This is a genomic window from Photorhabdus namnaonensis (assembly GCF_001684335.1).
Taxonomy (GTDB): Bacteria; Pseudomonadota; Gammaproteobacteria; order Enterobacterales; family Enterobacteriaceae; genus Photorhabdus; species Photorhabdus namnaonensis.
Genome location: NZ_LOIC01000099.1, coordinates 54,095 through 66,094, shown reverse-complemented (window position 1 = coordinate 66,094; position 12,000 = coordinate 54,095). Strand labels below are relative to the sequence as shown.

General features: G+C 44.2%; 12 protein-coding genes. 4 read left to right on the top strand and 8 right to left on the bottom strand.

What is annotated here, in order from left to right; translation table 11 throughout:
- Window positions 1-39: 39 nt before the first annotated feature.
- The 4 genes from Phpb_RS22615 to Phpb_RS22600 form a co-directional block, all read right to left on the bottom strand.
- Entirely contained in the window at window positions 40-318 is a 279-nt protein-coding gene (locus Phpb_RS22615; RefSeq protein WP_065392324.1) for a helix-turn-helix domain-containing protein, read from the bottom strand.
- Window positions 315-635, bottom strand: a complete 321-nt coding sequence (locus Phpb_RS22610) for a type II toxin-antitoxin system RelE/ParE family toxin (protein ID WP_065392323.1) — start codon at window positions 633-635, stop codon at window positions 315-317. The genes Phpb_RS22615 and Phpb_RS22610 overlap by 4 nt, the downstream gene beginning before the upstream one ends.
- 458 nt (window positions 636-1,093) lie before the next feature.
- Entirely contained in the window at window positions 1,094-1,417 is a 324-nt protein-coding gene (locus Phpb_RS22605) for a CcdB family protein (protein ID WP_065392322.1), read from the bottom strand.
- Entirely contained in the window at window positions 1,417-1,665 is a 249-nt protein-coding gene (locus Phpb_RS22600) for a type II toxin-antitoxin system CcdA family antitoxin (RefSeq protein ID WP_082302660.1), read from the bottom strand. Before Phpb_RS22600 ends, Phpb_RS22605 begins: the two co-directional genes overlap by 1 nt.
- A 166-nt stretch (window positions 1,666-1,831) precedes the next feature.
- On the opposite strand from Phpb_RS22600, the gene ligB reads away from it, so the two are divergent.
- Window positions 1,832-3,709 (top strand): NAD-dependent DNA ligase LigB, encoded by a 1,878-nt coding sequence (ligB, locus tag Phpb_RS22595; RefSeq protein WP_240492662.1) that lies wholly within the window; start codon window positions 1,832-1,834, stop codon window positions 3,707-3,709.
- Here the strand turns inward: ligB and Phpb_RS22590 are convergent.
- A complete protein-coding gene (locus Phpb_RS22590; RefSeq protein ID WP_065392319.1) occupies window positions 3,703-4,320 on the bottom strand; it encodes a trimeric intracellular cation channel family protein in 618 nt (205 codons plus the stop codon). The two genes, ligB and Phpb_RS22590, sit on opposite strands and share 7 nt — an antisense overlap.
- Before the next feature lie 134 nt (window positions 4,321-4,454).
- Between Phpb_RS22590 and Phpb_RS22585 the strand changes: the two genes are divergently transcribed.
- Window positions 4,455-5,744, top strand: a complete 1,290-nt coding sequence (locus tag Phpb_RS22585; RefSeq protein WP_065392318.1) for a YidR family protein — start codon at window positions 4,455-4,457, stop codon at window positions 5,742-5,744.
- 62 nt (window positions 5,745-5,806) lie between these two features.
- On the opposite strand, the gene Phpb_RS22580 is transcribed toward Phpb_RS22585, so the two are convergent.
- The 3 genes from Phpb_RS22580 to Phpb_RS22570 all read right to left on the bottom strand — a co-directional run bounded on the left by Phpb_RS22580 (window position 5,807) and on the right by Phpb_RS22570 (window position 8,770).
- On the bottom strand, window positions 5,807-6,127 hold the full coding sequence (locus tag Phpb_RS22580) for a YceK/YidQ family lipoprotein (RefSeq protein ID WP_036779848.1): 321 nt from the start codon (window positions 6,125-6,127) through the stop codon (window positions 5,807-5,809).
- Between the two features lie 630 nt (window positions 6,128-6,757).
- Window positions 6,758-8,011: a valine--pyruvate transaminase gene (locus Phpb_RS22575; RefSeq protein WP_065392317.1), complete on the bottom strand. Its 1,254-nt coding sequence runs from the start codon at window positions 8,009-8,011 to the stop codon at window positions 6,758-6,760.
- Window positions 8,012-8,212: 201 nt separating this feature from the next.
- Window positions 8,213-8,770 carry a DNA-3-methyladenine glycosylase I gene (locus Phpb_RS22570; RefSeq protein WP_065392316.1) on the bottom strand — a complete coding sequence of 186 codons (558 nt, stop codon included), beginning with the start codon at window positions 8,768-8,770 and terminating at the stop codon, window positions 8,213-8,215.
- Window positions 8,771-8,965: 195 nt separating this feature from the next.
- Here Phpb_RS22570 and glyQ point away from each other — a divergent pair, with 195 nt between their 5' ends.
- Both glyQ and glyS read left to right on the top strand, forming a co-directional pair.
- Window positions 8,966-9,880: a glycine--tRNA ligase subunit alpha gene (gene glyQ / locus Phpb_RS22565; protein ID WP_065392315.1), complete on the top strand. Its 915-nt coding sequence runs from the start codon at window positions 8,966-8,968 to the stop codon at window positions 9,878-9,880.
- 9 nt (window positions 9,881-9,889) lie between these two features.
- A complete protein-coding gene (glyS, locus tag Phpb_RS22560) occupies window positions 9,890-11,959 on the top strand; it encodes a glycine--tRNA ligase subunit beta (RefSeq protein WP_065392314.1) in 2,070 nt (689 codons plus the stop codon).
- The last annotated feature ends 41 nt before the right edge of the window (window positions 11,960-12,000 follow it).

Sequence of the window (12,000 nt, the reverse complement as noted above, 5' to 3'; positions counted from 1 at the left end):
TATGAAAAATACCCGAAGATGCTTTTTTTATCGTTTGGATTAAATTGTTTTTAAGTCAAAATGCAGTTCACAATTGCAAGCTTTGGCGTAGTTCAATAATGTCTTAAATGTTGGGTTTCCATTTCCTTTTTCAAGCCTGGAAATATTAGCTTCTTTTGTTCCCATACGTTGTGCAACTTGGTTTTGCGTTAGGCCAGCGGCATGCCGCATGCGTAATAGAGTATTAATTAGCTCGAATTCTGGTTCTAATGCATCATACTCAGCTTTTACATTTGGGTTAGCTAATGCTTTGGATTTTAGCGATTTTAAACTACTCATTTTGTAACCTCTTTCATTCGTTTATAAGCGAGATCAAAATCCTTTTTAGGTGTTTTCTGGTTTTTCTTAATAAACGCATGAAGGACGATGATATTTGGGCCTTGTAGGTAGCAAAACAATCCGCGTCCAATACCTTCTTGCGCTTTGGCTCGAATCTCGAATAGACCTTTTCCCATTGACTTAGTGTGTGGCTCTCCAAGATTAGCGCCATATTCTTCAATGAGTTCAAGCAGTTTCAGCATACGAGCTTGAATTCTGGGTGGCATATTGAGGATCGCATCCTCGACACCATCATAGAGTTCAACGTTCCAGTTCATATTCAATATTGTCCTAAGACTTATCTTATATGATAAGTTTGTGAGTTGTCAAACCTCTGTTTTCGATGAAAACCACAGGGGTGGGAGTTGTTATGGCAACCCTGAACTAAATATTAAATGCATCAGCTTTTCACCATAATATCCGCTCTATGCAGTATATAAAAAAGTCCGTTACCTTGGGATTTCAAGCAGTTATTCCTTCGAACCGCTTCGCAAAATTATTATCTTTGCCTTGGACAGCATCTCTTTATCCTCTATTTTGCCGTTATGCATGGATAGCCAAGGAGCAGCGGATGCTTAATTTATTGATATTGATTCTGTTTATTGTTTTCAGTACACCGATAGTTGCGGCTGAGACATTGAATATAGAGAAAGATTGCCCGGATTGAGCGGGTATTTTTTACATTCTCCGCAGAAGGGGTCTGACGGTTCTAGTTATCTTTCTTCTCTTTGCGGGTTCAGGTGTTCGTTATGATGGCATCGAGGGCTGAGATAATTTCATTTCTGGATGAGGCTACGTTGCATACAAAATCTGATTTGTTGATTTTTTTTGCATCCAGAAACGTTATTGCCGGTGTAAATATATGATAACTATTATTATTAATGACCACCTGAGGGGTGATTCTTTTCTGGTTGAGGCTAATGTCATTTTTAGATACCAGAGGAACAATAATCCTTGTTGTTAAATCATCAAAATAATCATTCTGGATAATAAGGTAAAACGGCCAAAGCCTGTTTGTTTTGGCCGATGGATTACGATACACATCAAATTGCTGTGGCATTACAGGCTCCCGAAAAATTCATCGTCTGTGAGCATTCCAGCTTTCGCCATGAATATGTTCATAGCCTGCATATCTTCTTTCTCTTTCTCTCTCTCATCCTGTTTAGCTTTTATAGCCTGCGCCAGAAGGATATCTAGTGTTGCTGAGAGATTCATGTCCATACTATGGGCTTTATCGACCAGTGAAGCCGTCAGGTACACGTTGGTGCTTCTTTTGGTGCGGTTACGGGGAGAGGTAACGGTATTCATGGTGTTTACTCCTATGCGCAAAGGTATGCGCATAAGTATGATGGGTAACGGAAAAACAATCAAGTATCCTGCTTCTTGAAAGACTTAGAATTTAATTATTAATTGCAATGCAATAAATAGTTAAATGAGTCAGGTTCTCACCATAATTATCGGTTTTGTGCAGTATATGAAAAAGTTCGTTATCTTGGGATTTCAGGAAGTTATTCCTTTGAACCGCTTCGCAAAATTATTATCTTTGCCTTGGACAGCATCTCTTTATCCTCTATTTTGCCGTTATGCATGGATAGCCAAGGAGCAGCGGATGCTTAATTTATTGATATTGATTCTGTTTATTGTTTTCAGTACACCGATAGTTGCGGCTGAGACATTGAATATAGAGAAAGATTGCCCGGCATGGTCGCAGGATAAATTGCAATATGAAACAAAAAGTCTGATGCAACAAATGGCTCAATGGGATCAACTTTATCGTCAGAAAGGGATCAGTGAGATCGATGATGAAGTTTATGATCAATTAATGGCGGAGCTAATTCATTGGCAGCTTTGTTTGAAACAATCACCTGATTCGAACTTTCCGGTAGAAGTTGTTGCGGATAATAAGCTGGTTCATCCAGTTGCTCATACCGGATTAAATAAACTGAAAGATGAACGGGAAATTAACCGATGGTTGCACGGCAGATTGCCTGTCTGGTTACAGCCAAAGATTGATGGCGTGGCGGTAACATTGATTTATCAGAATGGGAAACTGGTTTCATTAATCAGCCGGGGCAATGGCGCCGAAGGGGTAAACTGGACAGCAAAAAGCCGACATATTTCCGATATTCCCCAAGAGATAGAAAACGCGCCGCCTTATATGGTATTGCAAGGGGAGCTTTTTCTGCATAAGGATGGACATATACAGCAATCTTCCGGCAGTGATGGCGCGCGTAATCGTGTCGCCGGTTTAATGATGCGTAAGGAACATTCGCCAGAATTAAAGCAAGTCGGTTTATTTATCTGGAGCTGGCCGGATGGTCCTGTTGATATGGAAAGTAAATTGCGGAAACTGGCGGATATGGGTTTTCCATTAGCGCTTCGCTACAGCCATAAAATAGGGAGGCCAGAACAGGTACAGAAACTACGGACGCATTATTTTGAACAACCCATGCCTTTTGCCACAGACGGTATCGTGCTGAAACAGGAAATTGAACCTAAAGGGAATCAGTGGCGGTCTGGATCTAACAGTTGGGCTGTGGCATGGAAACATCCTTTACGCCATCAGATTACACAAGTCAGGGAAGTGAGCTTTACTATTGGCAGAACGGGCAAGATCTCAGTTGTGCTTGGGCTGGATAAGGTGAAACTAGATGACCGACAAGTTAGCCGAGTCAATATTGGCTCAGTCCGTCGTTGGCGACAGTTGGATGTGTTGCCGGGGGATCGGGTCACTCTCACGCTGGCCGGTCATGGTATCCCGAAATTAGCTCAGGTGGTGTGGCGGATTAAAGAGCGTCAGGATATTCAGCCGCCAGATAAGCAGCGTTATTATACGCTGAGTTGCTTGACGTTAACGGCGGGCTGCGAACAACAGTTTAATGCACGATTGAAATGGCTTGGTGAAAGTTTGCAAATGACAGGCGTCAGTAGTGGTAGTTGGGCAATGTTGACCGAACAGAAGTTAGTCACGGATTTAACCGATTGGTTGGTACTTTCAGTTCAACAAATCGCGGCCTTACCGGGCATTGGAGATAAACGAGCTCAGGCCATTTATTCACAATTCAGCAAGGCAAAAAATCAGCCTTTTTCCTATTGGATGAAAGGGATTGGAGTGCCTTATATGGATAAGTTGTCTGACGATGTTGATCACTGGCGGCAACTGGAGCAGAAATTAGCCGGAACACAGCTAAAACAGCAACTCACTCGCGGGCAATTGAAAAAGTTGTCTGATTTTGTCAATGATACGCAGATTAAAACGATTGCAGAGAAACTGTCAGTGGCCGGGATCAAGGGGTTTGATCGGGAAAACGGGGCTGTGGTTAACCCCGTAGGTATAGCTATAGCTCAGTGATCAGAATGTTCATAATTAAAGACAGGTAATCCAAGGCGGTAGCGAATAGCAACCAATCTTGCTGTCAAACCTACGATTAGGGTAATCAGTACAATGCCATCCTGCGGTAATGGCGTGTGTTGTAAGCCAATATATAACCAGGCGGCGGTAAAAGAGACACCGGCATAAATCTCTTTCTGGAAAACTAACGGGATGGTGTTACACAGCATATCGCGTAACACGCCACCGAAAACACCGGTGATAACCGCCGCGATGGAGGCGATGATTGGGCCATAGTTCATATCCAAGGCAATTTGTGCGCCGAGAATGGAGAAAACAATCAAGCCAATGGCGTCAAGGATAAGAAACAGGCGGCGTAAATGCTTCATCATGGGGGCAACCCAAGTGGTTATCACGGCGGCACAGGCGACGGTGACGATATATTCAGGGTGTTTAACCCAACCGAGAGGGTAGTGCCCCAGAAGTATATCCCGAACGGAACCGCCGCCAATGGCGGTTACCGAAGCAATAATAATCACGCCGAACATGTCCATTTTACGGCGGCCCGCAGCTAAAGCGCCGGTCATCGCTTCGGCAGTAATACCAATGATATAAAGAACACTTAGTAACATAGGTTATTCGATGTGCATAACGTAAAAAGGTAAGAGTAATGTCGAAGTGGTAAAGTCTCGACTGAAATTTTTTAGTTCCATCTATTTCGGATTAATATTATTTATCCGAAAAAACCTGATGTAAGGATAATAAAATGGCCTTTCAGGAACGGCAAATCACGTTTGATAATCGTAGCCACCAGCTTACCAATATTAATGTCTGGACGCCAGACAGCCAGTGGTTAGCTTATGATGTTCGTCCTCATGGCGCTTCTTTTACCGGTTTAACGATAGAAAAAATTCATGTACACAGTGGCAAAACAGAAATTATCTATCAGGCTAAAGAGGGGGCTCATGTTGGCGTGGTGACAGTCAGCCCAACGGAACCTGTCCGTTATGCGTTTATTCATGGGCCAGAATTCCCAGATGAGCAATGGCATTACGATTTTCATCACCGACGAGGGGTGATTGTCAGCGAAGATTTACCGGGAAAAGCGGTCACTCTGGATGCGATGGATGTTACTGCTCCTTATACGCCGGGAGCGCTGCGCGGAGGCAGCCACGTTCATGTATTCAGCCCGGATGGTAGCCGTCTGAGTTTTACTTATAACGACCATGTTATGCATGAACTTGATCCCGCGCTGGATTTGCGCAATATCGCCGTGGCTGTGCCTCTCAAATCAGTTGAGCCGCCTAAGCGACATCCCCGTGAACATGATGGTCGCTATTTCTCCGTTGTAGTCAGTCATACCACTTTTCAGCCGGAGCCGGGTAGTGATGAGATTAACCGTGCCTATGAAGAGTGTTGGGTCGGCCAGGCTGGGTATCGTAAAGCGGATGGTGATTGGCAGCGTTGGGCGTTGGCATTTATTGGCGATACTATTTCTGCAACAGGGGAAAAAGTACCGGAAGTTTATATCGTTGATTTACCAGAACGGGATGTTGATTATGCCGTAGCAGGGGGAAAACCACTGCAAGGTACGGAAACGACGTTACCCGCACCGCCTGCTAATATCATGCAGCGTCGTCTGACATTGACCAATCATAGGCGTTGGCCGGGGGTAGCGAATAATCCACGCCACTGGTTGCGGGCTTCACCGGATGGTGAGCGGATTGGCTTTCTGATGAAAGATGATAATGGCATTGTGCAACTGTGGACAATATCGCCAAATGGCGGCGAACCGCGTCAGATAACTCAGAGTCATTATGGTATTCAATCTGCTTTCAGTTGGGATCGAAGCGGTCAATATGTTGCTTTTATTTGTGATAACAGCGTGATGCTGTGTGATGTAAACAATGGTCAAATGCGACGTTTGACAAAGCGTACAAAAAAAGCGCCTGCCGCGGATGCGGTTGTGATTTCACCAAATAGCCATCATGTGGCCTTTATGCGTGAAGTTGATAGCTATATGCAAATTTTCCTGGTGGAAACAGGACTGAAATAAATATATTTGCCGCCAGTTCACTTGCTGCTGGTGGCAATAAATAAACCGGAACGGATTATCAATTAATTGTTTTTGGTTTGATGTTGTGCTTTTTCTATTTTTTCAATTCGCTCTTTTGGTGAACTGGCTGATTGATCTTCGTCAGATTTTATATAGTCATAAGGTAATAACAGAGTATCTAATAGCGCGGAAAAGGGTAGATCAATCGCGAGTAGTGGTTTCATTACCCAGCCTGTATCTTGGTCTTTTAACATTTCAATGTCAGTTTTAGCGCCGGGATAATAACCGCGGCTAGGTCCTGAATGTGTCATGATGCTGGTACAGCCGCTGATTAACAGCCATCCTAATGTGACGCAAAATAGAATTAGTTTATTACTCTTCATCGGTTCTATCGATCTCGTCTGGGTAAGCCGCTGAAATAGTTCGCCCTTGCGTGAGTTTATTGGGTGATCTTTATTTCCCCAAATTTCTCCAAATCCCTTAACGAAGGGCTTTGGCATCAATCACTATAATCACGTCACGCAATGTTGACCATAGCACCGAGATCAAAAAGTCGTGAATTTTTTATGTAACAGGATTTTTTTCTGTTCTTTAATTAATAAAAAATAATGTAAGTCATCATAATGATCTAAATAGTCTTAAATTTAAATATTTCTTAAGTATATATCCTATGGATTTCAAGATGTATCGCGATGGCGAGTGAGTGTCGCCAACAAAGAGGCAACTTGAAAGATAACGGGTATAGAAGTACGTTTTTACTTTGACTGCCAGTAAACGCACAAAAACCCGCCTATTCAGGGCATTGGATTTAGAAATTTCTGATTGAATAGAGGCTGCTTAAGGAGGGGTGGCAAACAAGGAGTTGTTTCTTTCTCGCCTTATGCATAAAGCATTCTATAAATTCTGAGAATAATTATGTAAAGTCCTCGTTATCATTTAGCTCCTGCATTTCCGAGCAGGAGCTTTTTTACTATTCATTTCAAATGGTTTGTAATTTCAAATGGCTTGTGATTTCAGGCGGCTTGCTGATGGGCTAATTTAATTTCTTCTGCCAGAATCGCAATCCCTTTGGCAATCCTTTCCGGGTCAGGAACATAATTCATACGCATGCATTCGTGAGTATGCGGCCAGTCTTGTTCCAGTCCGGGGAAGAAATAGTGACCTGGAACCATTAACACACCCCGTTTTTTCAGTCTTTGATAAAGCATTTCTGTGGTTATCGGCAGATTTTTAAACCACAACCACAGAAAAATGGCGCCTTCTGGTTTATGGATAAGGCAAAGTTCTGCCGGCAGATAACGACGGATAATCTGAATCACGTCTTGAACCCGTTGTTGATAAAACGGGCGGATAACTTCCTGTGACAAACGAAGCAAGTCATTGCGCCGGATCATTTCCAACGCCATCGCGGGGCCGACACCGCCCGGCGCGAGGCTGATAATACCATTCATGTTACTGACGGCATTGATGATTTTCTCGTTAGCGATAATGATTCCGCAGCGTGAACCCGGCAACCCTAATTTGGATAAACTCATGCACAGAATAATATTGGGATTCCACAATGGTGTAGCTTCGCTAAAAATAATACCTGGGAATGGCACGCCATAAGCATTATCAATGAGTAATGGAATCTGGTGTTGTTGAGCCAGACAATCTAGCCGTTGTAACTCTTCATCAGTGATGACGTTACCCGTTGGGTTGGTCGGGCGAGAAACACAGATCAGACCAATATCTTCGGTAATATTGAGATGGTCAAAATCAACATGATATTTGAATTGGCCTTCTGGCAATAACTCAATATTGGGTTTATTGGCAACAAATAAGCCTTCGTCCAGCCCTGAGTCAGAATAGCCAATATATTCCGGTGCTAGTGGAAACAGTACCTTGCGGACAGAGCCATCTTCTCCGCGTCCAGCCAGCAAGTTAAATAGATAGAAGAATGCACTTTGGCTGCCATTGGTCAGGGCAATATTTTGTGTACCAATCTCCCAACCCAATTTTTCGCGCAACATCTCTGCCAATGCTTGAATCAACGTATCCTTTCCTTGAGGTCCATCATAGTTGCATAGCGTGTCAGTGAGCTGGCCGTTGGCGACCATCTCTGTCAGTAGTTGCTGAAAATAGTCATCCATTTCTGGAATGTGCGCCGGGTTGCCGCCGCCTAGCATAATTGCGCCGGGCGTCCTCAACCCTTGATTAAGGTCATTCATCAGGCGGGTTATGCCCGCGTCTTGTGTGAATTTGTTACCGAATTGAGAAAAAATCATAGCCACGTTCGTTGTCAGTGTGTTGTTTGGATTAGGAGATATAACACCATACTCCGCGTACTATCGGCGTGCAATCTGGAAAATTATGACTATTGGTTATTTAATATTTAATTTAGCATTTCAAATAAAGCGCAAATGTTTTGTTAACATCCAACTTTAATTATCCATATTAATCTTAGGGATTGTTGTAACCCACTAAATTTATTTTCTACATAAACAGTCTGTTATATGATCATTGACTAAACCGGTAGCCTGCATAAATGCATAACAAGTGGTACTGCCGATAAATTTAAAACCTCTTTTTTTAAGCGCTTGTGATAATGCGTCTGAAATCTCTGTTTTTACCGGTACCTCTATGGCAGTTTCCCACTGATTAATAATGGGTTTATTATCAACGAAACGCCAGATAAAAGGACTGAATTCTTCCCCTTGTTGCCGCATCTTAAGATAGGCTCGCGCATTGCTGATAATCGCGTTAATTTTGGTGCGGTTACGGACAATCGAGGTATCAAGCATCAGCCGTTTTACATCGTTTTCATTCATGACAGCAATTTTTACCGGATCAAATTGGTGAAAGCATTTACGATAACCTTCACGTTTTTTCAGAATAGTTAGCCATGACAGCCCGGATTGCTGCCCTTCCAGACAGATCATTTCAAACAACTTCTGGCTATCTTTTTGAGGTTTTCCCCATTCATTGTCATGGTAAGCCAAATATTCCGGGTCAGAGGTAACCCAATGGCAGCGTGTTAATTCCATAGTTGAGATTTCCAATATGAGTGGTTGGTCATTGACAGTACCTTAACTGTATAAATGTACAAGTAAAATAACTCGATTAAGATTTTTTTATTTCAAGGTGAAATTAAGAGCGAATTCAGGGCTGTATATCTTAAGGTCAAAGGGTATACTGACCAACTTCCTTTCAAATTCATATGTATCGCGTGCGGATCTAACATGCAAAAGTTTGATACCAAGACCTTTCAGGGGCTGATCCTGACATTACAGGATTATTGGGCGCGCCAGGGCTGTACCATTGTCCAACCACTGGACATGGAAGTCGGCGCGGGTACTTCTCATCCCATAACTTGCCTGCGTGCACTTGGCCCGGAGCCAATTGCCGCGGCTTACGTGCAACCTTCCCGTCGTCCGACAGATGGCCGTTATGGTGAAAACCCTAACCGTTTACAACATTATTATCAGTTTCAGGTCATTATTAAACCATCCCCGGACAATATTCAGGAGTTATATCTGGGTTCTCTGAGGGAGCTAGGATTAGACCCAACAGTTCATGACATCCGTTTTGTTGAAGATAACTGGGAAAACCCAACATTGGGCGCCTGGGGATTGGGTTGGGAAGTGTGGCTTAACGGGATGGAAGTGACTCAGTTTACTTACTTCCAACAGGTAGGCGGCCTTGAGTGTAAACCTGTCACCGGTGAGATTACCTACGGTCTTGAGCGTCTGGCAATGTATATTCAGGGCGTAGACAGCGTTTATGATCTGGTTTGGTGCGATGGCCCGCTGGGTAAAACCACTTATGGCGATATTTATCATCAAAATGAAGTAGAACAATCCACCTATAATTTTGAACATGCAGATGTCGATTTCCTGTTTACCTGTTTCGAACAATATGAAAAAGAGGCTCAGGACCTGCTGGCGTTAGAAACGCCGCTACCGTTGCCAGCTTATGAACGTATTCTCAAAGCGGGTCATACCTTCAACTTGCTGGATGCCCGTAAAGCTATCTCGGTGACTGAACGCCAGCGTTATATCCTGCGTATTCGCACCCTGACCAAAGCTGTTGCCGAAGCTTATTATGCCTCCCGTGAGGCGCTAGGCTTCCCTATGTGTAACAAGAATCAGAACTAAGAGGCTGTCATGACTCAACAGACTTTCCTGGTGGAAATCGGCACAGAAGAGTTGCCGCCGAAGGCTCTTCGTTCATTGGCTGAAGCATTTGCTGCTAATTTTGCGGCGGAGTTGGATAACGCGAATTTGGCGCACGGTGAAGTAAGTTGGTTTGCAACGCCGCGCCGTCTGGCACTGAAAGTTGCTAAGCTGGATGAAGCTCAGGCTGATCGTGAAGTAGAAAAACGTGGTCCGGCGATTGCTCAAGCATTTGATGCTGAGGGTAAACCGACAAAAGCGGCGGAAGGTTGGGCTCGCGGTTGTGGTATCACGGTTGCTCAGGCTGAACGTTTAGTGACAGATAAAGGCGAATGGTTATTGTATCGTGCGCTGGTTAAGGGCCTCAGTGTACAAGCGCTATTGGTGGGTATGGTCAACAATGCGCTAAACAAGTTGCCAATTCCTAAACTGATGCGCTGGAGCGATAAAGAGACTCAGTTTGTTCGCCCAGTTCATACCATTACCATGTTGTTTGGTGATGAACTGATTGAAGGCGAAATTCTGGGTATTAAATCTGCGCGTGTCATTCGTGGTCACCGCTTTATGGGTGAATCTGAATTTACGATTGATAATGCAGAACAGTATCCCGCGATTTTGCAGCAACGCGGTAAAGTGATGGCAGATTATACAATCCGCAAGGCACTCATTAAGCAGGATGTAGAACAGGCTGCGATTAAGTTGGGCGGTATTGCTGATATCAGTGACAGTCTGCTGGAAGAAGTCACTTCATTGGTTGAATGGCCGGTTGTGCTGACGGCGAAATTTGAAGAGAAATTCCTTGCCGTGCCGTCAGAAGCGTTGGTTTACACCATGAAAGGTGATCAGAAATACTTCCCGGTTTACGATAGTGCCGGAAAGCTGATGGCGAACTTTATTTTTGTTGCCAACATCGACTCTTCTGATCCACAGCAAATCATTGACGGTAACGAAAAGGTAGTCCGCCCACGCTTAGCTGACGCGGAATTCTTCTTTAAGACGGATCGTAAACAGCGTCTGGAAGACAATCTACCTCGTCTGGAAACAGTACTGTTCCAGAAACAGCTTGGTACTTTGCGTGATAAAACCGATCGTATTCAGGCGCTTGCTGGTTGGATTGCAGAGAAAATCGGCGCTGATGTGAATCATGCTACCCGTGCTGGTTTGCTGTCCAAATGTGACCTGATGACCAACATGGTATTTGAGTTCACCGATACACAAGGTGTAATGGGAATGCATTATGCTCGTCATGACGGTGAAGCAGAGGATGTTGCTCTGGCATTGAATGAGCAGTATCAACCGCGTTTTTCGGGGGATGAACTGCCTTCTACCGGCGTTTCTTGTGCGTTAGCGATCGCTGACAAGATGGATACACTGACGGGTATTTTTGGCATTGGTCAGCATCCGAAAGGTGATAAAGATCCGTTTGCGCTGCGTCGTGCGGCGTTGGGCGCTCTACGTATTATCGTTGAGAAAAAATTGCCGCTGGATTTGCAGACATTGACAGAAGAAGCGGTTCGTCTGTATGGCGACAAGCTAACGAATGCCAAGGTTACCGATGACGTGGTTGAGTTTATGCTTGGCCGTTTCCGCGCCTGGTATCAGGAGCAGGGCTACAGCATTGATACCATTCAAGCAGTGTTGGCGCGTCGTCCAACACAACCTGCTGATTTCGATGCTCGTGTTAAAGCGGTAACTCACTTCCGTACACTGGATGAAGCCGCGGCGTTAGCCGCAGCGAATAAGCGTGTTTCTAACATTCTGGCGAAGTCAGAAGAGACATTGAACGAGAAAGTAGATGTTTCTGCGCTGAAAGCGCCGGAAGAGGTGAAACTGGCAACACATTTGGTGGCTTTGCAGGATAAGTTGGCGCCTTTATTTGCTCAAGGATGCTATCAGGAAGCACTGGCTGAGTTGGCATCTTTGCGTGAAGTTGTCGATGCTTTCTTTGACAACGTGATGGTGATGGATGAAGACTTACAGGTGCGAATAAATCGCTTAACCCTGTTAAGTGAATTGCGTGACCTGTTCCTGAGAGTTGCTGATATTTCGTTACTGCAATAGTAATCTGGAATAATCGGTTTCGGCGGTAGTGAAAACAGTCG

What these genes read in the sequence shown, in the direction of transcription:
- Phpb_RS22615 (WP_065392324.1), bottom strand. Translation starts at nt 318, where the DNA reads ATGAGTAGTTTAAAATCGCTAAAATCCAAAGCATTAGCTAACCCAAAT.
- Phpb_RS22610 (WP_065392323.1), bottom strand. Translation starts at nt 635, where the DNA reads ATGAACTGGAACGTTGAACTCTATGATGGTGTCGAGGATGCGATCCTC.
- Phpb_RS22605 (WP_065392322.1), bottom strand. Translation starts at nt 1,417, where the DNA reads ATGCCACAGCAATTTGATGTGTATCGTAATCCATCGGCCAAAACAAAC.
- Phpb_RS22600 (WP_082302660.1), bottom strand. Translation starts at nt 1,665, where the DNA reads ATGAATACCGTTACCTCTCCCCGTAACCGCACCAAAAGAAGCACCAAC.
- ligB (WP_240492662.1), top strand. Translation starts at nt 1,832, where the DNA reads ATGAAAAAGTTCGTTATCTTGGGATTTCAGGAAGTTATTCCTTTGAAC.
- Phpb_RS22590 (WP_065392319.1), bottom strand. Translation starts at nt 4,320, where the DNA reads ATGTTACTAAGTGTTCTTTATATCATTGGTATTACTGCCGAAGCGATG.
- Phpb_RS22585 (WP_065392318.1), top strand. Translation starts at nt 4,455, where the DNA reads ATGGCCTTTCAGGAACGGCAAATCACGTTTGATAATCGTAGCCACCAG.
- Phpb_RS22580 (WP_036779848.1), bottom strand. Translation starts at nt 6,127, where the DNA reads ATGAAGAGTAATAAACTAATTCTATTTTGCGTCACATTAGGATGGCTG.
- Phpb_RS22575 (WP_065392317.1), bottom strand. Translation starts at nt 8,011, where the DNA reads ATGATTTTTTCTCAATTCGGTAACAAATTCACACAAGACGCGGGCATA.
- Phpb_RS22570 (WP_065392316.1), bottom strand. Translation starts at nt 8,770, where the DNA reads ATGGAATTAACACGCTGCCATTGGGTTACCTCTGACCCGGAATATTTG.
- glyQ (WP_065392315.1), top strand. Translation starts at nt 8,966, where the DNA reads ATGCAAAAGTTTGATACCAAGACCTTTCAGGGGCTGATCCTGACATTA.
- glyS (WP_065392314.1), top strand. Translation starts at nt 9,890, where the DNA reads ATGACTCAACAGACTTTCCTGGTGGAAATCGGCACAGAAGAGTTGCCG.